General features: G+C 37.6%; 22 protein-coding genes. 15 read left to right on the top strand and 7 right to left on the bottom strand.

Going from position 1 to position 22,652, the window contains the following annotated elements:
• The first annotated feature begins 182 nt into the window (after positions 1-182).
• Entirely contained in the window at positions 183-1,043 is an 861-nt protein-coding gene (locus MKL38_RS03990; protein ID WP_005046825.1) for an alpha/beta fold hydrolase, read from the top strand.
• 116 nt (positions 1,044-1,159) lie between these two features.
• Here MKL38_RS03990 and hcaR read toward each other — a convergent pair whose 3' ends face one another.
• Entirely contained in the window at positions 1,160-2,059 is a 900-nt protein-coding gene (hcaR, locus tag MKL38_RS03985) for a DNA-binding transcriptional regulator HcaR (RefSeq protein WP_151743713.1), read from the bottom strand.
• 264 nt (positions 2,060-2,323) lie between these two features.
• Here hcaR and hcaE point away from each other — a divergent pair, with 264 nt between their 5' ends.
• From hcaE to MKL38_RS03940, 9 genes are all read left to right on the top strand, one after another.
• Complete coding sequence (gene hcaE, locus MKL38_RS03980; RefSeq protein ID WP_270902567.1) at positions 2,324-3,727, top strand: 3-phenylpropionate/cinnamic acid dioxygenase subunit alpha; 1,404 nt, start codon at positions 2,324-2,326, stop codon at positions 3,725-3,727.
• Positions 3,724-4,284, top strand: coding sequence for a 3-phenylpropionate/cinnamic acid dioxygenase subunit beta (gene hcaF / locus MKL38_RS03975; protein WP_270902566.1), 561 nt, complete (start codon positions 3,724-3,726; stop codon positions 4,282-4,284). Before hcaE ends, hcaF begins: the two co-directional genes overlap by 4 nt.
• On the top strand, positions 4,284-4,610 hold the full coding sequence (gene hcaC, locus MKL38_RS03970) for a 3-phenylpropionate/cinnamic acid dioxygenase ferredoxin subunit (RefSeq protein ID WP_005046830.1): 327 nt from the start codon (positions 4,284-4,286) through the stop codon (positions 4,608-4,610). The genes hcaF and hcaC overlap by 1 nt, the downstream gene beginning before the upstream one ends.
• A gap of 2 nt (positions 4,611-4,612) precedes the next feature.
• The gene (gene hcaB / locus MKL38_RS03965) at positions 4,613-5,428 is read left to right on the top strand and encodes a 3-phenylpropionate-dihydrodiol/cinnamic acid-dihydrodiol dehydrogenase (protein ID WP_151743715.1); all 816 of its coding nucleotides are present in this window, start codon (positions 4,613-4,615) and stop codon (positions 5,426-5,428) included.
• 62 nt (positions 5,429-5,490) lie between these two features.
• Positions 5,491-6,447: a 3-carboxyethylcatechol 2,3-dioxygenase gene (locus tag MKL38_RS03960; RefSeq protein WP_270902565.1), complete on the top strand. Its 957-nt coding sequence runs from the start codon at positions 5,491-5,493 to the stop codon at positions 6,445-6,447.
• An 11-nt stretch (positions 6,448-6,458) separates the two neighbouring features.
• On the top strand, positions 6,459-7,679 hold the full coding sequence (hcaD, locus tag MKL38_RS03955) for a 3-phenylpropionate/cinnamic acid dioxygenase ferredoxin--NAD(+) reductase subunit (RefSeq protein WP_270902564.1): 1,221 nt from the start codon (positions 6,459-6,461) through the stop codon (positions 7,677-7,679).
• Positions 7,680-8,087: 408 nt separating this feature from the next.
• Positions 8,088-9,293 carry a 3-(3-hydroxy-phenyl)propionate transporter MhpT gene (gene mhpT, locus MKL38_RS03950; protein ID WP_270902563.1) on the top strand — a complete coding sequence of 402 codons (1,206 nt, stop codon included), beginning with the start codon at positions 8,088-8,090 and terminating at the stop codon, positions 9,291-9,293.
• A 169-nt stretch (positions 9,294-9,462) separates the two neighbouring features.
• Positions 9,463-10,653 (top strand): MFS transporter, encoded by a 1,191-nt coding sequence (locus MKL38_RS03945; protein ID WP_270902562.1) that lies wholly within the window; start codon positions 9,463-9,465, stop codon positions 10,651-10,653.
• Position 10,654: 1 nt separating this feature from the next.
• A complete protein-coding gene (locus tag MKL38_RS03940; RefSeq protein WP_045431602.1) occupies positions 10,655-11,548 on the top strand; it encodes a LysR substrate-binding domain-containing protein in 894 nt (297 codons plus the stop codon).
• A 37-nt stretch (positions 11,549-11,585) separates the two neighbouring features.
• Here MKL38_RS03940 and MKL38_RS03935 read toward each other — a convergent pair whose 3' ends face one another.
• Both MKL38_RS03935 and MKL38_RS03930 read right to left on the bottom strand, forming a co-directional pair.
• Positions 11,586-13,196, bottom strand: coding sequence for a bifunctional 3-(3-hydroxy-phenyl)propionate/3-hydroxycinnamic acid hydroxylase (locus MKL38_RS03935; protein ID WP_209830864.1), 1,611 nt, complete (start codon positions 13,194-13,196; stop codon positions 11,586-11,588).
• A 366-nt stretch (positions 13,197-13,562) separates the two neighbouring features.
• Complete coding sequence (locus MKL38_RS03930) at positions 13,563-13,883, bottom strand: pyrimidine/purine nucleoside phosphorylase (protein WP_270902561.1); 321 nt, start codon at positions 13,881-13,883, stop codon at positions 13,563-13,565.
• Between the two features lie 638 nt (positions 13,884-14,521).
• Here MKL38_RS03930 and MKL38_RS03925 point away from each other — a divergent pair.
• Together MKL38_RS03925 and MKL38_RS03920 are read left to right on the top strand one after the other, a co-directional pair.
• Positions 14,522-15,352, top strand: coding sequence for an alpha/beta fold hydrolase (locus MKL38_RS03925; RefSeq protein ID WP_270902560.1), 831 nt, complete (start codon positions 14,522-14,524; stop codon positions 15,350-15,352).
• A gap of 153 nt (positions 15,353-15,505) precedes the next feature.
• Positions 15,506-16,198, top strand: coding sequence for a type 1 glutamine amidotransferase domain-containing protein (locus tag MKL38_RS03920; protein ID WP_270902559.1), 693 nt, complete (start codon positions 15,506-15,508; stop codon positions 16,196-16,198).
• An 87-nt stretch (positions 16,199-16,285) separates the two neighbouring features.
• On the opposite strand, the gene MKL38_RS03915 is transcribed toward MKL38_RS03920, so the two are convergent.
• Together MKL38_RS03915 and MKL38_RS03910 are read right to left on the bottom strand one after the other, a co-directional pair.
• On the bottom strand, positions 16,286-17,491 hold the full coding sequence (locus MKL38_RS03915) for an NAD(P)/FAD-dependent oxidoreductase (protein WP_270902558.1): 1,206 nt from the start codon (positions 17,489-17,491) through the stop codon (positions 16,286-16,288).
• 157 nt (positions 17,492-17,648) lie between these two features.
• Positions 17,649-18,197, bottom strand: coding sequence for an RrF2 family transcriptional regulator (locus MKL38_RS03910; RefSeq protein ID WP_270902557.1), 549 nt, complete (start codon positions 18,195-18,197; stop codon positions 17,649-17,651).
• Positions 18,198-18,603: 406 nt separating this feature from the next.
• Here MKL38_RS03910 and MKL38_RS03905 point away from each other — a divergent pair, with 406 nt between their 5' ends.
• Positions 18,604-18,972 carry a hypothetical protein gene (locus tag MKL38_RS03905; RefSeq protein ID WP_080028277.1) on the top strand — a complete coding sequence of 123 codons (369 nt, stop codon included), beginning with the start codon at positions 18,604-18,606 and terminating at the stop codon, positions 18,970-18,972.
• Between the two features lie 57 nt (positions 18,973-19,029).
• Here MKL38_RS03905 and MKL38_RS03900 read toward each other — a convergent pair whose 3' ends face one another.
• Together MKL38_RS03900 and MKL38_RS03895 are read right to left on the bottom strand one after the other, a co-directional pair.
• On the bottom strand, positions 19,030-20,049 hold the full coding sequence (locus MKL38_RS03900; protein ID WP_270902556.1) for an MBL fold metallo-hydrolase: 1,020 nt from the start codon (positions 20,047-20,049) through the stop codon (positions 19,030-19,032).
• A gap of 139 nt (positions 20,050-20,188) precedes the next feature.
• A complete protein-coding gene (locus MKL38_RS03895; RefSeq protein WP_035360958.1) occupies positions 20,189-20,758 on the bottom strand; it encodes a TetR/AcrR family transcriptional regulator in 570 nt (189 codons plus the stop codon).
• Between the two features lie 747 nt (positions 20,759-21,505).
• Here MKL38_RS03895 and MKL38_RS03890 point away from each other — a divergent pair.
• Entirely contained in the window at positions 21,506-22,060 is a 555-nt protein-coding gene (locus MKL38_RS03890; RefSeq protein WP_270902591.1) for a TetR/AcrR family transcriptional regulator, read from the top strand.
• A gap of 227 nt (positions 22,061-22,287) precedes the next feature.
• Positions 22,288-22,497, top strand: coding sequence for a hypothetical protein (locus MKL38_RS03885; RefSeq protein WP_270902555.1), 210 nt, complete (start codon positions 22,288-22,290; stop codon positions 22,495-22,497).
• Positions 22,498-22,652: the final 155 nt, after the last annotated feature.

Below are 22,652 nucleotides of genomic sequence, written 5' to 3'. Positions count from 1 at the left end.
CTTTTAAATATTTGTTTAAATAACAAATGGTTATTAATATTTTTTTTGTATCATATCATCGTAAACAAGTATCAGTTTAGGCGCTGTGAACAGGTAAGATGGGTGAGTAAAACATTTAAAATTTGGCCTACTAAAAGCAGCTTAATCTTGAGTTGAGCTGTATAAATTGTAAGAGGAATGACATGGGCACAGTACAAATCCCCGAATATAAAACAGATCCATTTTTTGGTTTGGAAGACAAATGGATTGAAACAGCAGCAGGCGAGCTTACTCATTATCATGAGCTTGGAGAAGGTACTCCAATTTTATTTTTACATGGTTCGGGTACTGGTGTTTCAGCAGCAGCAAACTGGTGGTTGAACTTACCACAAATTGCTGAGCAGGCACGCTGTATTGCTATTGATTCGATTGGTTATGGACAAACTGTTGTTGCAGAAGGCACAGCTTACGGTATCCGTGCATGGGTAGATCATGCAGTCCGTGTATTAGATGCTTTAGGAATTGAAAAAACCTGGTTAGTAGGTAATTCTTTAGGTGGTTGGTTAGCATTCCAGTTTATATTGGATTACCCTGAGCGTGTACTGGGTATTGTATCAATGGGAACGGGTGGTGCTAAACAGACGGCAGCACTTAAAGCACATGCTAATCCTGAATTGACAGAAGCTGGTATCCGTAAAACTTTAGAAATGTTTGTGGTCGATAAGTCTTTAGTCACAGATGAATTGGTTAAAGTTCGTTTTGACTCAGCAAAAAATGACTACGCTTCGGATCGATTGATGGATGTTGTTGGTGCACGAGACCGTGACCGTTTTGAGTTCCCGCTTGATTTTGAAAAGATGAAAGAGATTCAAGTTCCTGTACTACTCATTCATGGTGTGCAAGATGTAGTTATTCCTGTATCTCGTACATGGGATATTTTGAATATTGTACCTTATGCTGATGCACATATTTTTAGTCAATGTGGTCATTGGTCGCAAGTTGAAAGAGCACAAGAATTTAACCAGATTATTAAACAATATTTAGCAGTACATGATGTTAAATAAAATATAAAAAATACAGGAAGGATAAATTATTATTCTTCCTGTATTTAAATTAAAAAATTTGGTTTTTTGCTGAGCCCTGTCATTTTATCTTAGACTTTTGTATTAAATAAGATAAGTTAGATCTGGTTAATATTTAAGTAAAAAACTTTACTTAATAAATCCATAAATTCTTTAACCCCAGAAGATTCTGCGTCTTTGCGATAGCTTACAAATAAATCTAAAAAAGGTAGATCGACATCAACAGGTCTAGTGACAATATTATTTAAAGTGAGCGGCTCTATATAGCTAGGCAAGATCCCGCAACCTAATCCCATCCCTATTGAATTAATGTTAAATAAAATATTATGAGCAGTTTGCACAATATTAAATTTAATTTTATGAAGTTCAGCAAAATTAAGAATTGTATTATGTAAAATCGACGACTGTTCTGACGATGGGATAATAAAATCAATATTATTTAAAAGCTTCACTGGAATACGCTCGTACTGAGCAAGTGGGTGATCTCGAGGAAGCAATAGCATCAGAGGTTCACGTAATACAAACTGACTCTGAATCTCATCGTTATTTAAGTTATCTCTCATAAAGGCAATGTCAATTTCACCTTTCTTTAAGGCTTCCATTTGTTCGGTATTATTCATGCTCCGTAATTCAATTTTTAAGTTTGGATTTTGTATGCGTAAACTCGGAAGAACACACGGGAAAACTTTCATTTCTACTACTGGAACAAAACCAATGGTCAGTTGTTGTTTTTTAAATTTTGAAACTTGACGAGCCATTGCAATTGCTTTGTCCGCCTGAGCTAAAGTCAGACGGGCTTGTTCAAGAAATACACTACCTTCTTCAGTGAGTTCAACTTTACGTTTAGTGCGATGTAGTAATGTAACGCCAACCTCATCCTCAAGGTCTTTAATTTGTTGACTTAATGATGGTTGAGCTGTGTAGAGGCGAAGTGCAGCTTTACTAAAGTTGAGTTCTTCAGCCACCATTACAAAGTAGCGTAAATGACGTAATTCCATATCAGTTGTGATCCCAAAATCCTATTATTAACGTTGGATAGTTAATAAAATATGCTAAATGCTTGAAAACCATAAATCCGTTTATAAAACCACTGATCAGTATCAGTCGAACTTAATTTTAATATTTAAAATCTATAATGAATAATTCATAAAAAGTCTAATTTGAAACAAATAAAATATTTCACTTAAAACAGTTAAAAAATCATTATCCATTCAAATTGAATTTTATGTTGTGCGTTTTTGGCGGCAGCAGGAGTGCTTCTCATGAATGGAAAAATTGAAGTGTGTGAAATCGATGCTTTAGTCGATGCACAAAATGGACGTATCTCGCCAACTATCTATACAGATCCACAATTATACGAACTAGAGTTAGAGCGTGTTTTTGGACGTTGTTGGTTATTTCTTTGTCACGAAAGCCAGATTCCAAAATCAGGCGACTTTTTCAATACGTATATGGGTGAGGACCCAATTATTGTTACGCGTCAAAAAGACGGTTCTATTAAAGCATTATTAAATCAATGTCGTCACCGTTCTATGCGGGTTAGCTATGCTGACTGTGGTAATACGCGTGCGTTTACCTGCCCATATCATGGCTGGTCCTATGGTATTGATGGTTCTCTTAAAGATATTCCATTGGAAGGTATCGCTTTTCCACATGGGGCTTGTAAAGAACAATGGGGGTTGCAAGAGGTTCCGCGTGTTGCAAGCTATAAAGGTTTGGTTTTTGGTTGTTGGGCAGATGACACACCCGAATTACTTGATTATATGGGTGATATTGCTTGGTATCTCGATGCAATGATTGACCGCCGTGAAGGTGGCTCGGAAGTCATTGGTGGCATTCATAAATGGGAAATTAACTGCAACTGGAAATTTGCAGCAGAACAGTTTGCTTCTGATCAATACCACGCGCCGTACTCGCATGCCTCTGCAGTACAAGTTTTAGGTGGTAAACCAAATGATGATGCTTCTAAAGCATTAGGTACAGCACAAACGGCACGTCCAGTTTGGGAAACAGCAGAAAGTTGTGTGCAATATGGTCAACGTGGTCATGGTTCAGGTTTCTTTCTGACCGAAAAACCAGATGCTAATTTCTGGGTTGATGGTCAAGTAGCAGATTACTTCCGCGAAACCTATGAAGAAACCAAAGAGCGTTTGGGTGACACTCGTGCTTTACGTTTGGCAGGCCATAACACCATGTTCCCAACTTTGTCTTGGCTGAATGGTATGACGACGATGCGCATTTGGCATCCACGTGGACCAGATAAAACTGAAGTTTGGGCATTCTGTATCACGGACAAAGCAGCGCCGCAGCACATCAAAGAAGCGATGGAGTTGAATGCTTGCCGAGCATTTGGCCCAGCTGGTTTTGCTGAAGCAGACGATGGTGAAAACTGGATTGAGATCCAGAAAGTGTTACGTGGTTATAAAGCGCGAAAAAGCAAACTCATTATGGAAATGGGCCTTGGTAATGAAAAATACCGTGAAGATGGTATCCCCGGTATTACTAACCATGTTTTTTCTGAAACAGCTGCACGTGGCATGTATCGTCATTGGGCAAACCTGTTGATGCATGAAAAATGGGAAGACGTACAACGGGCAGATGAGGCTTATGAGCAAGAGCTTTTGAACAAAGCGGCTAAAAAGGATGAGAAGGAGCTTGTGAAATGAACCAGATCATTAACTCATTAAAACCACAGCCAGTATGGCGTTCTATTGGATTGGAACTTCACCACGACATTAGTCAGTTTCTATATGCAGAAGCACAGTTGTTAGATGACTGGAAATTCCGTGATTGGTTGGACATCTTAAGCGAAGATATTTTATATACGCTCAAAACGACGACAAATGCGCAAACACGTGATCGTCGTAAATGTATTGCACCACCATCAACATGGATTTATCACGACGACAAATTTGTACTAGAGCGTCGCGTAGCAAAATTAGAAACAGGGATGTCGTGGTCCGAAGAACCGCCATCACGTACTCGTCACTTGATTACTAATATTCGGGTCGAAGCAACTGCGCAAGCAAATGAATATCAAGTTTTTAGTAATTATTTGCTTTATCGCTCGCAAAAAGAAAAAGACGTATTGACCTATGTTGGTAAACGAGTTGATCTGATTCGAAAAGATGATAGCAGTAGTTTAGGTTGGAAAATTGCTAAACGCGATATCACCCTCGATCAAGCGACTTTGATTTCTCACAATATTACGGTGTTTTTCTAATGAATAAGATTTTCGTTTGTCAGATTGATGAGTTGGATGAAGGCGAAGCGCTGAAAGTAGATTGTAATGTAGGTGATATTGCTGCACTCGCTGTATTCAATTTCAATGGTGAATTTTTTGCCATGAATGATAAATGCAGTCATGGTAATGCTTCTATGTCAGAAGGCTACTTGGAAGATGATGGCACGGTTGAATGTCCACTTCATGCATCACGTTTTTGTTTGAAAACTGGCGTACCACAATGTGTACCAGCGACTGATCCGATTCAGACATTCTCTGTCGTGATTGAAGATGGTGCACTCTATGTAGAAATGGCAGGAGCGTAATGATGGGCTGGCTAGAGGGTGAAGTTGCACTAATTACTGGTGGTGGTTCGGGACTAGGGCTTGCGTTGGTTGAGCGCTTTTTGCAAGAGGGTGCACATGTTGGTGTGTTGCAACGGTCTCAAGCAAAAATAGATGAATTGATTGCACGCTATGGTGACAAAATTGTTGCGATTAATGGAGATGTGGCTAATTTTCAGGATAACGTTCGTGCTGTGCAGGCCACAGTAGAACGTTTTGGAAAACTGGACTGTTTTATTGGTAACGCTGGTATTTGGGATCATTATGCCGACATCGTTAACATGAGTGGCGAACAGTTAGATAAAGCCTTTGATGAAATCATGAGTATTAACACGAAGGGTTATTTGCTTGGTGCAAAAGCAGCTTTAGATGAGTTACTCAAAACTGAAGGCTCGATGATTTTTACCTTATCTAACTCAGCGTTTTATTCATCTGGTGGTGGTCCAATTTATACCGCATCAAAACATGCTGGTGTAGGTTTAGTGCGTGAACTGGCCTATGAGCTGGCACCGAAAGTGCGTGTGAATGCGGTTGCTCCATCTGGCATGAATGTCAATGTAAAAGGTGCCGCATCCCTTGGGCAGGAAAATCTAGGATTACTTGATGCACGCGATCCCCAAAAAATTGGGCAAGGTATGCCATTGAGATTCTTACCAGAACCAGAAGACATGACTGGTTCTTATGTATTGCTTGCATCTCGTCAAAATAACCGTCCATTATCTGGCGTTTTTATAAATGCTGACTGTGGTTTGGGAATTCGTGGCTTACGCCAAGCGAACGCTGGTTTTTTTGATGCTTAATTTTAATCCGATATTAATGGACTAATAAGACAGCTAAAAACTGTCTTATTTCGGAGCTAATCATGACTGTTAAACTTATTTGTGCTTCTCATAGCCCGCTAATGGAATTTGCATCTCCGGCAGAAAAACAACAAGAACAAACGGTGCGTCATACTTTTGAAAAACTGGCAGCAGAGGTCAAAGCATACGACCCCACTTTAATTATTGCTTTTGGGCCCGATCATTTTAACGGCTTCTTTTATGACCTGATGCCGAGTTTTTGCGTGGGTGTACGTGCGACGGCGGCAGGTGATTGGAATTATGGTCCGGGTGAGCTCAATGTGCCAGAAAACACAGCATTAGGTTTAATTCGACGTGTACTTGATGAAGGTGTGGATGTTGCATATTCATATCGTATGCAAGCAGATCATGGCGTAACCCAACCGCTGCATTTTTTATGTGATGGTCAACTTAATCGCTACCCAACCATTCCAATATTTATTAATGGTGCTGCTGCACCAATGCCTACGACAAAACGAACTATTGCTTTAGGACGAGCGGTTGGGGCTTTCATCAACTCAATTAATCTAGAAAATGAACGTATATTGATTTTGGGCACAGGTGGACTTTCACACGATCCACCAACCCCTCAAATGGGCTCTGCACCACCAGAAGTTGAAGAGTTTCTCATTGCCGGACGTAACCCAACTGTTGAAGCTCGTAATACGCGTCAGGCCAAAATCATTTCAGTGGGACAGCGTTTGGCAGCAGGTGACAAGAGCGTATCTGTTCCGCTTAATCCTGAATGGGATGAACAGTTATTGGAAAAATTAAAAAATGCAGACTTTGCTGCGCTTGAAAATATGACTGAAGATGAAATTCGCCGTGAAGGTGGGCGTGGTGGGCAAGAAGTTCGTACATGGATGGCTGCTTTTGCGGCATTAGAAGCTGTTGGCGATTATGAGATGACCTTACATTGCTATGAACCTATCAGTGAATGGATTGCTGGTTTTGGCATTGTATCTGCCGAGCTGAAATAAAGGATAAAACGATGAATATTCAAACTATTGTCATCATCGGTGCTGGACAGGCAGGTGCAAGTGCTATTCTGGAACTACGTAATAACAAATACGACGGTAAAATCATTTTGATTGGAGATGAATCACATCTGCCTTATGAGCGTCCTCCTTTATCTAAAGATATGATTTTAAGGCCTGAACAGACCAAAATTGAAATTCTGTCACAACAAAAATTGAAAGATTTAGGTGTCGAAGCCATTCAAGGCAATGCGGTTGTACGCATTGAGCCTGAACAATATCAAGTGATTTTGAAAAATGGTGAAAGTATTCACTATGACAAGTTATTACTCGCGACAGGTGGGGCTCCTCGTCGTCTTCCAATTTTAGATGCAGTTGGTAAACATGTTTATACCCTGCGAAATTTGGAGGATTCACAAGCTTTGGTTCCAGTCTTTCAAGCAGGGAAGCGCATTTTGCTTGTAGGTGGTGGGGTTATTGGTCTTGAATTAGCATCAAGTGCTCGGTTTAAAGATTGTCAGGTGACCTTAATTGAACAAAGTCCAATGATTATGGGGCGTTCACCAGCAATTATTAGCCAATTTTTACTTGATGAACACCGCAATCGAGGGGTAGATATTCACTTAAATGTGCAAATTGCCAATGTTTCCTTACGTGGAGAAGAGATAGTTGTAATATTGGAAAGTGGTGAAGAGCTGATTGCCGACGCTGTTGTTTATGGCATTGGGATTGTACCGAATGCTCAATTGGCCATAGATGCTGGTTTAGACGTCGACTTTGCCATTAAAGTGAATGAAAACTGCCAAACTTCTCATCCAGATATTTATGCTGCTGGTGATGTAGCAACTCAGTTGCGTGCAGATGGTAATTATGCCCGTATTGAAACTTGGGAAAATGCCAATAATCAAGCAGGCACTTTTGCTCGTCATGTCATGGGATTAGCGCAACCTAAAGCTAATCCATCATGGTTCTGGACAGATCAATATGATATTAACTTTCAATTCGTTGGCGATATGTCTGCAAAAGAATGGCATATACGAGGCAATATGAATCCGCAAGAAGACAAAAATGTTGGATTCACCTTATTTGGCTTAGACCAAGGTATTGTTGTAGCGGGTATTGCAGTCAATCAGGCGCGTGATGTTAGGCATTTAAAAAAATTGGTTTCTAGTTCTAGCGCCTTTGATAAAGAAAAGTTGCTAGATGTGTCTATTGAATTACGCAAATTAATTTAATTAGGGTTGTTATACTAAAAGCCTATTTAATATTGAAAATAAAAACCGTCATGATTATATGGCGGTTTTTTTTATGGTTAATCATAAATATTTTCCATAAGTGGATGTTATTAATACTTAATTTGAACTGCATTATAATTTTTAGCTATTAATAGATTTGATTTTTGTTGAGTGATTAATATGTTTTTTGGATTTTAAATTTTACTTTTGTGATTTAAATAATTGAAATATATGTTTATTTTAATTTTATTATAGGTTGTTTCTATAAGACTAAAGTATTTAAGTGAAATGTAGTAAATATTTTTTAATTTTTTTATGAAACTATAGAACTTAAGGCTAATTTAGAAATAAAAGCAGTTAAGAAATGATGGTGAATGATTTTTTAAACTAGTAGAAAAGGATTTTTCTATGGACCGTGCAGGAAATAAGCACTCTATTATTACGATCGTCATTTGTTTTTTAATTGCTGTGATTGAAGGGATTGATATTCAGGCAGCAGGTATCGCTGCTGTAGGTATTCGAGAATCTTTTGGTCTGGATAGCTCTCAACTCGGTATTTTTTTTAGTGTCGGAATATTGGGGTTATTACCCGGTGCATTAATTGGTGGACGTTATGCAGACCGCATTGGCCGTAAGATGGTGTTAATCGGGGCTGTCGCTATTTTTGCAGTATTTACCCTTTGCACCGTTTGGGTAAATAGTTTCTATATGTTGCTGTTGGTACGTTTTTTAGCAGGAGCTGGATTAGGGGCTGCAATGCCAAATTTAATTGCTCTAGTTTCAGAAGCTGTTTCTAGTGAAAATCGTGGGCGTGCTGTAGGTTTGATGTATTGTGGTATGCCAATAGGAGCCATATTGGTGTCATTACTAGCAGCCTACGATGTAAGTGGACATTGGCAAACAATTTTTTATGTTGGTGGAATCGTTCCTCTTCTTGTACTTCCACTTATGATCAAATTTTTACCAGAGTCACGGGAGTTTTTACAAACTAGATTTCAAGATAAATCTATTACACGCATAGAAAGCTCTTTTAAAAATCTATTTAGAAATAACTATGCAGGGCAGACACTATTACTTTGGGCAAGCTATTTTTTTACCTTGATGGTTGTATACATCATGTTGAGTTGGTTGCCATCTCTCTTTATGGAGTTGGGATTCTCTCGTCAACAAGGTAGTTTAGCTCAAGTCTTTTTCCAAATGGGAGCTGCAATAGGTACGGTTGTTTTGGGTATTTTGATTGATCGCTGGAATAAAGCTTATGTCATTATATTGATGTACATAGGTATTTTAGCTGGTTTATTTAGTTTGAATGGAGCCGATAGTCTTACTGCGATGTATGCAGCGGCAGCATTAATGGGAACATTTACAATTGGTGGGCAAGGCGTTTTATATGCATTCGGTAGCATTGTATATCCAACAGAGATTCGGGCAACTGGTGTAGGCAGTGCCGCAGCAGTTGGGCGTATTGGTGCAATGTTAGGCCCTGCGATTGCTGGACAATTACTCGCGATGGGAAGCGGTGCTACAGGCGTAATTTCTGCTGCCATCCCTGGAATTATCATTTCGGCATTACTGATGCTTTTAGTGATTCGCAAATTACATCAGGCCCAATAATTTCAATACCACAATGAAAAAAGCTCATATTTAGGAGCTTTTTTCATATTTGGCATTATTTGAGTGAAATTTCAAATTTGATCATCCGAATGTTTTAGTAAGTTCATAACTATATCGAGCATATGAGTCGAATTACGGTTTTACTAATCATCTATATTGAGTAAGAAAAATGTATTCAGTTACCAAGGAAAAGCTTTGGAATCGTTCATTTATTCTGTGTGTATTGAACAATCTTTTTTTATTCATTTATTACTATGCATTACTCACAATATTGCCACTTTATATTTTAAAAGAATTATCCGGTTCAATCAGTCAGGCTGGTTTGGCGTTAACCTTATTTTTGGTTTCATCTATTATCACTCGTCCTTTTTCTGGCTTAATTATTGATCGGTTAGGTAAAAAATATGCCTTACGAGGTTCGGCATTATTATTTGCACTTCTGGCATTAAGTTATCTATGGGCAAATCAGTTATGGCTTTTATTGTTTATTCGTTGTGTGCATGGGATCTGGTTTAGCATTTTGACGACAGTAATAGTGCCTATAGTGAATGATTTTATACCTGAGCATAGAAAGGGCGAGGGTATGGGATATTTCGTAATGTCTACGAATCTGGCTGTTGTTTTTGGGCCAATGATTGCATTAGCTACGATACGTTACACAAGCTTTTATAATTTATTTGCCTTTTTAGCATTCATTGTTTGTTTAGGTTTAATTTTTTGTTTTCTTATTCCCGTTTCTTCCTTAAAAGATAAGGAGATCATCTCTGCAAAGCGGAGTATTACATTTGACGATATCTTTGAAAAAAGGGTGATCTCTATCGGCGTTATTGCTTTATTTACTGCAATGTCTTATTCAAGCATTATGAGCTTTATTAGTGTCTATAGTGAAACAAAAGGCTTATTAGCGGCGACCAGCATATTTTTTATTATCTTTGCAATATCAATGATTATAGTACGCCCTTGGGTAGGTTACTCTTATGATAAAAGAGGGGCTAATTCCGTGGTTTACCCTTCATTTATCCTTTTTTCAATAGGCTTATTTTTAGTTAGTTGGATGCAAACTCAGTGGGGTTATTGGTTGGCGGCAGTATTCATAGGAATGGGATACGGATCCCTTTTCCCTATTTTTCAAACCATGGCAATACAATCGGTTGAGAAAAAGAGAATAGGGCATGCTGTTTCAACCTTTTTTACTTTATTTGATTTCGGAATGGCCATTGGTTCAGTTTTGGTAGGATTAATTATTGCCCAAATAGGCTATGAGAAAACTTACCAGTTGTGTGCATTCCTTACGATAATGACTTTGTTTTTATATCGTTGGATATGTAATAAAGATGGAAAGACAATAATTAGGATATGACATGGAATTACGTCACTTACGCTACTTTGTTGCGGTTGCTGAAGAGCTGAATTTTACTAAGGCAGCAATGCGTATGCATACGGTGCAACCTTCTCTTAGTCAGCAGATTAAAGATTTAGAAGAAGAGGTAGGAGTTCAGCTTTTTATACGAAGTAAGCGAAAAGTTGAACTGACCAAAGCAGGAGAAGTCTTTTTTAAAGAAGCTCTAATCATTTTAGAACATACAGAAAAAGCAATTAGTTTGGCTCAACAAACTGCTAAAGTTGAACAAGAACAATTAAATATTGGTTTTGTTCCAGCGGCAGAAATGAAAATCTTCCCCTATATCATGCCCAATATAAGAGCGCATTTCCCAGAATTAACAATTGATTTTCATAGCCTTACGGATGATGAACAACTAGTAGCGCTTAGAAAAGGCGAAATAGATATCGCTTTTACTCGCTACGGAACTGATTCAGATGAACTGGTTTCGATTCAGGTATTTCAAGAGCCACTTACCTTAATTATTCCCAAAAATTCGCCAGAGGCTCAGCAGGAACGCATTAGTATAAAAAGTTTTGAACAACATGATTTTGTGATTTGCAATGAAGAGTCATCGCCAGAACTTTATCGAATTATTCATAACTTCTTTAAAAAAACTAAGCTTAACGTCACTGTTGTACAGCACTCAACTAATATCTTACTTAACGTTAATTTAGTCGGAATGGAAATTGGTTGGAGCTTGGTACCACAGTATGTGATTCCTCTATTAGGAGATAAAATTATAGTTAAAAAGACGATAGAACCATTACCGATGATAGGTTTGTATGTTTCTTATCGAAAAGATCATGTTAATAAAGCTATAGATTTGATTTTAGATGTACTTAAAAAACAATTTTATCTGGACTTTAGCTAATATAAAAAAGCCATTCAAAAGAATGGCTTAAAAAACTTTAGTTAATTAAATGCATTTTTTCAAAAAGTTCTTCACTTATACTATTCACCGTTTGGGGAATAGCAAGACCTGCTATAAAACGGTCAGGTCGTAATATCACCATAGATTGATTTGTTTGACCAAACCAAGTGCGGATTTCACTATCTGCATCACCGATTGTAATGAAATCTGTATTAGAAGTTTGATTGGGTGCATCTAATTGCACGTTAGGGACGACTTGAATAAATTTAATGCCTAATTTAATCCATTTTTTCATAATATTGGGTGAGATGCCCCAAGTTGGATTGACTCCCCAAGCGAGAATGGCAAAGTTATTTCCAATGACATCATCTAATAAAATTTTGTCTTTATTTCCAAACTGGACATGAGGCTGTATGAACATCTTTCCAACAGGTGTATTTTTTCCTGAAAATGGCGCCAATATTCCCTCATTATATTTTGGCATTGGCTTGAAACGCATTTCTAGTAAATAGCGTTTTATGGGTTGTATGTAGTTCAATGCATAAGAAATACTATCGCGAACAACACCTTGCCATTTTTTCGGTGGGGCAAGTACATGACCCGCTAGAACGGATAAATTAATCATTGCTTGCGCGTGGTCTTTCCTTTCTAGTTGATAGCTATCAAGAATTTCAGGGCTTGCCACTTTTTTAATGACCAAAGCCATTTTCCAAGCAAGATTAAATGCATCACGCATACCACTATTGTAACCTTGGCCCTGCCACACAGGCATAATATGTGCAGCATCACCTGCCAATAAAATACGGTCTACGCGGAAACGATCTGCAATACGTGCATTATGTGTATATACACGTTGGCGTATGACTTCAATATTATCGGTATGAGGTAAAACTTTTCCTAATAGACGATTAATGTTCTCAGGTTTACTAAGTTCTTCTTGGGTCTCTCCCGGCATTACCATAAATTCAAAACGTCGGATGCCGTGTGGTAAAGCTGCTGATACGTAAGGACGAACTGGATCACAGCATAAATATACATGAGGAGTAGCTAATGGATCGTTTGCAAGATCAATAACAATCCATTGGTTAGGTGCTGTTTTTCCTTCAAAATTAATGTTCAGATTACGACGTACAAATGAATTTCCGCCGTCACAAGCAATAAGGTACTGTGCTTGAATAATTTCTTGTTTTTTGTCTTTTGTAGTGAGGTTTAAAGTTACGTGATCTTTGTCTTGAGTAAAACTATTTAAGTGGCGCGAAAAAAATACCTGTGTTGTTGGGTATAACGCTAAACCTTCAAGTAAAACACGGTCAACTTGAGGTTGAATAAATGCGTTACGACGTGGCCAACCAAATTCGCGAGTCATGGGTTGGATATCTGCAAAGCAACGTCCTTTAGGAGTTAAAAAGCGCATCGCATGATTTGGGGTGGTATGCGGTAAAACTTGTTTAATTAATCCTAAAGATTGGATTGTTCTTAATGATTCATCATCAATACCAATGGCTCTTGGATAATCAATAAGTTGATCTAATTGTTCAATAACAGTAACTTGTACACCTTGCTTACTTAAGTAATTTGCAATTGTTAATCCAACAGGTCCTGCCCCTAAAATTGCAACTTCCGTGGTGTGATGTTGAGTTTGATTCACAGTAAATATCCCTTACTATCAAGTTTTCTTATTAATATCAAACTTGAAAGAAGGTTGAATTTAATCAATAGTTTAATAAGTGAATTTTAAAAAGCAGGATGTATATTTAATTTTTTTTAATATATTGTATTTAAAAGAGTTTTTATATTCTTGCAATAGTTTTTTTAAATCCAATCATTGTTTTAAATTATAATTGAAGGATGTCGCTTTTAGAGCTAAAAATTTATTCATTGTAAAAATAATAAAACTTTTATTATCAATAATTTAATTTGATGTAAATACTAATATTATAAACTTTTATAATGAGTAACAGTTATACAATGCCAAATAAGTTGCCATGATGGAAAATAGTATTTCTGTCACAAATCACTCTAAATGGCAGACATAATCAATCACTTCATTTGTCATAATTTTAAATTTACTATTTTCAGGAACATAAAAAGATTCACCGCTAGAATAAATTGTAGCTTCTGGTTCATCGCCAATTTGAACAGTGCATTTCCCAGAAATAATTTCGATGCGCTCTGGCACATGAGTTTTAAATGTTAAAGCCTTATCTGATGGAAGAATAACTCCAAGAGTCTTTTTTGTTCCATCAGTTAGTTCAATTACGTGACTAATAGAATGCCCCTCATAGTAGACATTAGCTTTTTTTGTTATAGAAACAGAATCAAATTGATTTGGCATTTCTTGTATCTCTTTATTGTACTAAATATTATTAAGATAATAATAAAAGTTCCTCTGAATCTTCAAGCTATAAAATTACATTTTAGGTAAGCAATAAAAGTAACTTTTCTCTCAAGTAGATCACTAACGAGAAATTAGTAAATATCAATTAAATGATTCAAAAATAAAAAGCCCAAGGTGAGAGCTTTCTAATCTATGAAATACTTAATATTAGGATCTTGAGCAAAATGTAAGCTAAATAAGGCAATTGCACGCAAGATAAACTGATGACTAAAGTCTGGTTGGTAGATTTACTACCTGAGCATCTTCAACGACATCTAGTCGAGGCACCTAGTTCATTTAGCAACTTTGTTAAAGGTCCATCGATTTTTTAGTTGAACTTTTTTAGAAACTATAAGGTTGAACTTAACTTGAAATTCAAGGCTTTAATTTTGGTATGTAAAATCTTTGAAATTAAAAAGAAATAAAATAAAAACAATTAAAGATTAAAAAGATACAAAGTTAATTAGAGTCTTCATATAAATTTTATTTTTAAAAGACAATTAAGATGATTGGCCTTAAAGTTAACTTTAAGCTTGATATAAATATTCAAACCTTAATAACGAACCTATAAGCAGATTTTCAGCAGGAGAACAAAGATGGGATATGTAACCACAAAAGATGGCGTAGACATTTTCTATAAAGATTGGGGACCACAAGATGCCCAAGTTTTATTTTTTCATCACGGTTGGCCTTTAAGTTCAGATGATTGGGACACACAACTACTTTTCTTTTTAGGACAAGGTTATCGTGTTGTAGCTCATGATAGACGGGGACATGGGCGTTCGAGTCAGGTGTGGGATGGTCATGATATGGACCACTATGCAGACGATGTTGCAGAGGTGGTTAAACATCTCAACATTAAAAATGCAATTCATATTGGTCACTCAACAGGCGGCGGCGAAGTGGTTCACTATATCGCTCGTCATGGTGAAGGAAATGTTGCAAAAGCTGTGCTTGTCAGCGCAGTACCACCATTGATGGTTCAAACTGAAAATAATCCCGAAGGTTTACCAAAAGAAGTTTTTGATGACTTACAAAATCAGGTTCTCACAAACCGTGCGCAATTTTTCCGTGACCTTCCATCTGGGCCGTTCTATGGTTTTAACCGACCAGATGCGAAACCATCTGATGGGATAATTTCCAACTGGTGGCGTCAGGGTATGACAGGCAGTGCAAAAGCACATTACGACGGTATTGTGGCGTTCTCACAAACTGACTTTACCGAAGATTTAAAGAAAATCACGATTCCTGTTTTGGTATTGCATGGTGATGATGACCAGATTGTGCCTTATAAAACCTCTGGGGTGAAATCGGCAGAGTTGCTTCAAAATAGCCAACTCAAAATCTACCCAGGTTTCTCGCATGGCATGTTAACGGTGAACCATGAAATTATTAATGCCGATTTATTAGCCTTTATCCGTGAATAATTAAAAATAAAGACATCAGATTTTGAAAAGAGGCATGCTGAATGCCTCTTTTTTTAGTTCATAACTTTACTAAGCACACACTTTCAGTAACAGGTTTCTATGCTTTGATAAATCAATGAACAGAATTATAAATATGAAAAATGAGGTGAAAAGATGTCTAAACGCATATTACATGTCGTGACCAATGTTTCACGTTATAAAGATGTAGATGAGCCCACAGGTCTATGGTTAGGTGAACTTACCCACGCCTATGATGAGTTTGAAAAACAAGGTTATATTCAGGATATTGTCAGCCCGAATGGCGGGAAAACACCTATTGAACCAAAGTCACTGGGTGCATTGGTTGCCGATAAATCGGTAAAAGCGAGAGAAGATGATCAGGCATTTATGACCTTGCTGGCCAACACTCATAAACCGTTAGATATTCATTGGGAAGATTATGACGTGATCTATTACACGGGTGGTCATGGGGTAATGTGGGATTTTCTCGATAACCCTGAACTTCAAGAAATCACCAAAAATATTTATGAAAAAGGCGGTATTGTTTCAAGTGTTTGTCATGGCTACTGTGGCTTACTTAATGTAAGGCTTTCCAATGGTAAACGGCTTATAGAAGGGAAGAAGTTAACTGGTTTTGCATGGAGTGAAGAAATTTTAGCAGGGGTAGCAAAAAAGGTGCCTTACAATGCCGAAGAGTTAGCAAAAGAGTACGGTGCAGACTATGAAAAGGCTTTAATTCCATTTGCACCACATGTGGTTCAAGATGGAAATTTAATTACAGGCCAAAATCCATTTTCTGCTAAAAAAACGGCTTTAGAAATTATAGAAGCTTTAGAAAAGACCTAGGTTTTATATATTAAAAAATAATCCCCAAAAGAGAAGTCAATCATGACTTACAACTTTTGGGGATTGTTCTATTTTGAAAAGCTAACTTTAAGGAACAATAACAAAATCAGGATTTGCTATCGCAAACACAGCATCGCGGTCTGCCGCAGGTGGATAAATCCAGACAGTATTAATTTCCTGCTTAATTTTTTTGGCTTCTTCGCGAACAAATTGAACCTGACGGTCCCAACCTTCGCTATAGAGAGCGCCCCACGGGCCTAAATCAACACAAGTCACATACTTTGGCTGACTATATGCATGTAACGGTAAATCAACCAATTCTGCCGCAGCATTGTAACCCGCCACACGGCCTAGGCTCATGGCATGTTGGCAAGACATCACGTTAAAATTACCTAAATCATCGGTTGGAACTTTTACAGTATCTCCCGTCACAAAAACATTTTTTACTTCAGGTGCATGTAAATAAGCATCCCCAATCAAACGGCCTAAATTGTCTTTTTCACCTGCTATTTGAGAGGTGAGCGAGTTAGCACGTATGCCCGCAGTCCAAATCGCGGTTTCTGTTTCAATTTTTTCGCCATTAGAAAGTGTTACCCCTGATGCATCGAGTGCTGTAACTCGTAGGCCAGCTTTACCTTCAACACCTAGCTCGCTAAGAGCTTCACGAATAACTGTAGCAGCTTGGTCACCCATTGCTGCACCAATTTCTGTTGAGGAATCAACTAAAACTACATGCACATCAGTTTCACCTAAAATACTACGCAGACGTTCAGGCATTTCAGTGACAGTTTCTAGCCCAGTAAGCCCACCACCTGCAACCACCACGGTATTACGCGCTGCATTTGAAGGTTTATTGGCTAAGTTTTTAAGATGTTGATCTAGTTTTTCAGCCTCTTCTAGGGTACTTACGCTAAAGCCATATTCTGTAAGGCCTGGTATAGGTGGCATAAACGTAGTACTTCCAGTTGCCAGAATAAAACGGTCATAGCTTAAGGTTTGTTTGTTGCCATCGGTGGTTGAAACCTCAATAGTCTGTTGGTCGCCATCAATTTGATTTACCCAACCTGCTAGATATTTAACCCCAACCACGCCTAGTAACTCCGAAATATCAGGGTTCATGTTTTCTAGTACAGCTTCATAAAGACGAGGGCGAATACCAACATTCGGGCTAGGGGAAATCATCACTACTTCAATGTTTTGTTCTTGCGAAGCTAGGTGAATTGCTCTTTGTGCAGCAAGTGCAGCCCATAAACCAGCAAAGCCAGAACCTGCAATAATAATACGCTTACTCATTTGATTATCCTTTTGATCGATTTTTCGGACAACAAATTCCAGCTCATCGCAAAATTTAGGGTGAGCGAATCCTTTCTCTGATTGTCCGAAAAATCTGAGAAGGCGTTTAAAACGATTAGGGGTGTTTTACTTTAGGGTTTGAGACCCTATCAGCTCGTTAGTCGGGGGTGTCCCGCGATATTTTATTTTTCCGCATTTTTGCTGTTCTTCCTTCGATGCGTTCATTGATCCAGCCATTTACATCACTAAAAAATACGTCGGGTGCATAACGGCCAAAACGGTCTGCAATATCGCCAAGTGTATGAGCACCTAGCGCATCTCGCATGGCTTTTTCGGCCTGTAACATCACGGCGTGCACTGCACACACACCACTGGTTGCCCAATCTGGCGGGGCCTGATTAAAGACTGCACATTTCCCACGGACTTCTTGGCACTCAAAAAGCGGTTTTTCACCTTCGATTGCATTCACGATATCTAAAAAACTGATTTCATGAGCGGATCGAGCGAGTAAATACCCACCACGAACACCTTCTTGAGCAATAACGAGACCTGCCTTTTCAAGTTTAGGAAAAATCTTGGCCATAAAACTTGGAGAGACTCCTTGTAATTCAGCCAGATCCTTACTACTCAAAGGTTTATCTTCATTGTTCACAAGAAAAAGAAGACAGTGAATCGCATACTCGACGCTACTAGTGATATAAGCCATTTAATTTCATAATTGATCAATTACAAACACAGACTAACTCGGTCTGTGTTTGTAGTCAACAATAAAACTAAGACAAAGTTAGTCCTAGTTTTAAATAAGCTCTATTAAAGTGTGAATTATTAATTTATCTATTTGAATAATTTAAGTTTTAATAAATAAAAAAGATTTCAATAATTTATAAAAAATTTATTTAGTTCTCTTGAGCGTAGAAATGTCTAATAGATGTTTAATGAGGTGGTTCACAACTTATAAGTAAGATAGAGAAAAGGGGATAGGCATTTATCATTTATTTATGGAGTCTTTTAAATTATATTTATGTATATTGTTTCAATTAAAATATTGAATAGCTTTATCTGAATAAAAATATTTTTTTTACATAGCATGATGAATGAATAAGAGAGTTGTTTTGAAAACTGAATTTATTATTAGATGTATTTATGCACTTTGTCTTATCGGTGCAGGGCTCAACCATTTACAAACAGTTCTAATGCACGGTTTGTTTTGGGACTATAACAATGCACCACTATTTACCTGTATTTATTGGACATCTTTAACGTTTATTGATCCACTTGCAGCAATTCTTCTATTTTATAGACCTCGTATCGGCTTAATTCTAACTTTTCTTATTATATTTAGTGATGTCATTCACAACACTTGGATTACATTAAAAGTGGGGCGAGACTTGCTCAACTATATGTATATTTCCCAATTTTTATTTCTGGTTTTTGTTTTGTGCACAATTAAGTTTCCTTGGAAGGCACATAAGACAAGTTAAAATTTAAAGATTGGAGAGCAAAAGCATTCTTTTACTCTCCAAATAATTTCTTCAAACTTACGAACGCCACCAATAATTTTCGACATTTGGCTCGTTTAGATTGAGTACTTCCCCCATTTGTGGTGTGCTAATGCCTAGATCTTTTTGCTTAGCCAAATCTACAATTCGTTCAAACGGGTCGTCCCACGCATGAAGTGCTAAATCAAAAGTACCGTTATGCACAGGTAACAAATGACGTCCTTTTAGATCGATATGTGCTTGTAACGTTTGCTCGGGCTGCATATGTACATCTGGCCATTCTGGGTCATAAGCTCCAGTTTCAAGCATTGTAAGATCGAAGGGCCCATATCGATTTCCGATTTCTTTAAAGCCATCAAAATATCCCGTGTCACCACTAAAAAATACACGTAGATCATTATCAATAATTACCCACGATGCCCAAAGCGTTGCATTACTGTCACTCAAGCTTCGGCCTGAAAAATGATGTGCAGGGGTGGCAACCAGTTCTAAACCATCAATATGTGTGGTGTCCCACCAGTCGAGTTGTTGAACTTTTTCTGCTGCAATGCCCCATTTAATCAGAGCGTCACCCACACCAAGCGGTGTTATGAAATGCTCAACTTTGTCTTTAAGTTGCATTACTGCGTGGTAGTCCAAGTGGTCGTAGTGGTTATGCGACAAAATCACGCCTTTAATTGGCGGTAGTTCGGCAATGCTGATTGGCGGTTGGTGAAAACGTTTTGGCCCAATCCATTGAAAAGGTGATGCACGCTCCGAAAAAACAGGGTCTGTTAGCCAAAACTCATCGCGCAATTTTAACAAAATGGTCGAGTGCCCCAGACGAAAGAGAGAGCGGTCAGGCGCACTAAGAAGTTGTTCTTTCGACAAGCTTAAAACTGGAATTTGTTTGTTTGGAACCGTATCTTTCGGTTTGTTAAATAGAAACTTCCACATCAACTGAAGCGACTTACCAAAAGAGGGCTTGTGCTGGTTCGGACGTGTATTTCTAAATTTGCCGTCGTGTTGCTGTGACGGCATTAAGGGAGAAGGCAAGTCTGTTGTGTTTGAAATAGTCATCTTGTTTTTCCTTTAGTGGAATAAACCTATATTTGCAAATAAGAACTTTAAGAGTACTTATTAATATCTATATAAATGAGTATTTACTCACTCATTAATTGGTTCAAAAATAAGGACGCCGTAGGTCCTTATCTTTTATTTATATTGAAACTGCATGCCAAAATGCTTCAAAACCCGATTTGCGATAACGCTCGGTTTGAGAAGGGTCTTGGGCAATAAAATTCAGTGTGACTTCCGCAAGTGCCCCCAAAATTGAAGCAATAAATAACGGTGGGTAGTCACGTAGTGTTCCACCATTAATATGTTCTTGAATATTTTGGGTCAGATCGCAAAAGGTTTGCATACCAATTTGTTTGCTTTGTTCGGTAATTTGTTCAGAGGTTGAAAGCTGTGCCATTACTTTGCGTTTGAGTGGAGCTTCTAAACTCCAGTCCAAATAGCTTTGCCAAATATGAGACATTTGTGTTTGCAAATCGGAGTGATCAGGGTAATTGAGTATCATGACCTGACGTAATTCAGCCTTCAGTGAAAGATAGAGCTGATTAAGCAACTCTTCTTTGCTACTAAAATAGGTAAATAAAGTGCCTTCTGCCACGCCAGCGACTTTAGCAATTTTTGAGGTAGACGCACGTTCGCCAAGCTCTGCCAATGTTTCTATAGCAGCACTTAAAATTGCATTACGTTTATCTTCACTACGAGGACGAGCCATACACAAATATATTAATTGAGTGATTACTCAATCATACATAAAAATAGCTAGAGTGCAAGAAATGTTTTGTAGAGGAGGTCAAATTTACGAACACGCCAATAAGCTCAGAATTTTAAAAAGATTATAGATTTATTTTATATTGTTAAGCTTAAATTTAAGGTTTTCCTTAAATATGTAATTAAATGAAAAACAATAATTAATTAAATATTTTCTAGCCAATTTCACATTGACACCTTAAATATTGCAGATTACCATTTGCGGGCTGGCCTACATTGCCAGTCGGTTTTGACGGACCGATATTTGAACCACATCAGGACTATTTCTTCTGAGGAACAGTCTTGTGTGCACACCTCGTTCCCTCCCGTAGCGGTAGGACGGGAGTGGGACACTTTCGAGTGTGCTGGAGTTCAAACCAGTCCGTCAACCTGCTTCCGTTCTGCCACCATAATTTATAATGTTTCGGCAGAACTCCATACTTGAAGGAGTTGGCTTTGCACATTCATTATTTCTTGGCAGCCTTTGCCAAAAGCTATATTGACACAACTTAACCCATCTTTAAATGGTTTGATGGCCTTTAGGCTTGTCGAACTTTAAATCATTTCGTTTAAAAACTTAGCAACAATAAAACTTGAGATGTGCCAAGCACAGTCTTTATGGCTTTGCTATGCCTTTTTTACCCTTAATAGGGTCAAGGCTTTTTATATCTCATTTATATACAACAAAAATTTATTTTATAACGGTAAAACTATGCCACATTCAGATCTTCCCTTTCGTGCTTTAAGTGTGCTTCATTCTGCAAGATATCTTTTTAATAAACATGGCTTTCACAATGTCGGGGTAGACCGAATTATTGAAGCAGCAAAAATCCCGAAAGCCACGTTTTATAATTATTTTCACTCAAAAGAACGTCTTATCGAAATGAGTCTGACCTTTCAAAAAGATGGGCTTAAACAAGAGGTAATTTCAATTATTTATGTTCAAAAAGACTTAACGCTAGTTGAAAAACTTAGAAAAATATACTTTTTACATGCCGATTTAGAAGGGCTTTATCATTTGTCGTTTAAAGCTATTTTTGAAATTGCGAAAACACATCCAAAAGCGTATCAGGTCGTAATTGACTATCGAAACTGGTTGATCAAGGAAATTTATAATCTGCTTTTAACAACTAACGCAAATGCTTCAAAACAAGATGCGCACATATTTTTGTTTGTGATTGATGGAGCAATGGTTCAGCTTTTAGACCCGAGTAAACCAGATGAACGGGAGAGGTTGCTTGAGTATTTTTTGTTGGGGTTGGGGTGAAAGAAAAGCATTTTAATCTATGAATCTAAAATAAAATTTGTTTTATCAAGTAGTCAATGTAATTTCTATTTTTAGGAAATTCAAATAACTGCATCTTTATTAGTCATATATTTTTATCTTCAATCATAAAATTTACAATGAAAGGAAATGTCACATGAAGGAGGTAGCCTTATAATGATAAGTATGTAAATGTAAAAATGAATCATATTAAAGAATGGACAATTAATATGGCTAATCAAAAAAATGATCAACACCGGCAACAAGAGATTGATCAAGATCGCCAAAATAAACAGCAAGAACAACAATTCGAGCAAAACCAACAGGATCAACAACAGCAACAAAACCACCAATACCAACACCATATACCAAATCAACAGCGGCAACAAAACGTGAAAGATCAGAAAGATATACAGCGGCAAAAAGATCAGCAAAACTGATAAAACTATCGCAAATGTATAAAAAAACCTCAATATCTCATTGAGGTTTTTTCATACGTATTTAAGCCTATTTCTTGTAGCAGAAAGCATCCTATAAATATCATGATTTTTTATTTAAGGAATATTTTTGTCCTCATTGGCATAGTCATTTAAGA

This window comes from Acinetobacter sp. AOR14_HL, assembly GCF_027855175.1.
Taxonomy (GTDB): domain Bacteria; phylum Pseudomonadota; class Gammaproteobacteria; order Pseudomonadales; family Moraxellaceae; genus Acinetobacter; species Acinetobacter calcoaceticus.
Note: the sequence above shows the minus strand (reverse complement) of the source record. Positions and strands in the feature narration are given on the sequence as shown.

Coding starts and splice junctions, on each gene's coding strand:
- MKL38_RS03990 (WP_005046825.1), top strand. CDS start 183: ATGGGCACAGTACAAATCCCCGAATATAAAACAGATCCATTTTTTGGT.
- hcaR (WP_151743713.1), bottom strand. CDS start 2,059: ATGGAATTACGTCATTTACGCTACTTTGTAATGGTGGCTGAAGAACTC.
- hcaE (WP_270902567.1), top strand. CDS start 2,324: ATGAATGGAAAAATTGAAGTGTGTGAAATCGATGCTTTAGTCGATGCA.
- hcaF (WP_270902566.1), top strand. CDS start 3,724: ATGAACCAGATCATTAACTCATTAAAACCACAGCCAGTATGGCGTTCT.
- hcaC (WP_005046830.1), top strand. CDS start 4,284: ATGAATAAGATTTTCGTTTGTCAGATTGATGAGTTGGATGAAGGCGAA.
- hcaB (WP_151743715.1), top strand. CDS start 4,613: ATGGGCTGGCTAGAGGGTGAAGTTGCACTAATTACTGGTGGTGGTTCG.
- MKL38_RS03960 (WP_270902565.1), top strand. CDS start 5,491: ATGACTGTTAAACTTATTTGTGCTTCTCATAGCCCGCTAATGGAATTT.
- hcaD (WP_270902564.1), top strand. CDS start 6,459: ATGAATATTCAAACTATTGTCATCATCGGTGCTGGACAGGCAGGTGCA.
- mhpT (WP_270902563.1), top strand. CDS start 8,088: ATGGACCGTGCAGGAAATAAGCACTCTATTATTACGATCGTCATTTGT.
- MKL38_RS03945 (WP_270902562.1), top strand. CDS start 9,463: ATGTATTCAGTTACCAAGGAAAAGCTTTGGAATCGTTCATTTATTCTG.
- MKL38_RS03940 (WP_045431602.1), top strand. CDS start 10,655: ATGGAATTACGTCACTTACGCTACTTTGTTGCGGTTGCTGAAGAGCTG.
- MKL38_RS03930 (WP_270902561.1), bottom strand. CDS start 13,883: ATGCCAAATCAATTTGATTCTGTTTCTATAACAAAAAAAGCTAATGTC.
- MKL38_RS03925 (WP_270902560.1), top strand. CDS start 14,522: ATGGGATATGTAACCACAAAAGATGGCGTAGACATTTTCTATAAAGAT.
- MKL38_RS03920 (WP_270902559.1), top strand. CDS start 15,506: ATGTCTAAACGCATATTACATGTCGTGACCAATGTTTCACGTTATAAA.
- MKL38_RS03915 (WP_270902558.1), bottom strand. CDS start 17,491: ATGAGTAAGCGTATTATTATTGCAGGTTCTGGCTTTGCTGGTTTATGG.
- MKL38_RS03910 (WP_270902557.1), bottom strand. CDS start 18,197: ATGGCTTATATCACTAGTAGCGTCGAGTATGCGATTCACTGTCTTCTT.
- MKL38_RS03900 (WP_270902556.1), bottom strand. CDS start 20,049: ATGACTATTTCAAACACAACAGACTTGCCTTCTCCCTTAATGCCGTCA.
- MKL38_RS03895 (WP_035360958.1), bottom strand. CDS start 20,758: ATGGCTCGTCCTCGTAGTGAAGATAAACGTAATGCAATTTTAAGTGCT.
- MKL38_RS03890 (WP_270902591.1), top strand. CDS start 21,506: ATGCCACATTCAGATCTTCCCTTTCGTGCTTTAAGTGTGCTTCATTCT.
- MKL38_RS03885 (WP_270902555.1), top strand. CDS start 22,288: ATGGCTAATCAAAAAAATGATCAACACCGGCAACAAGAGATTGATCAA.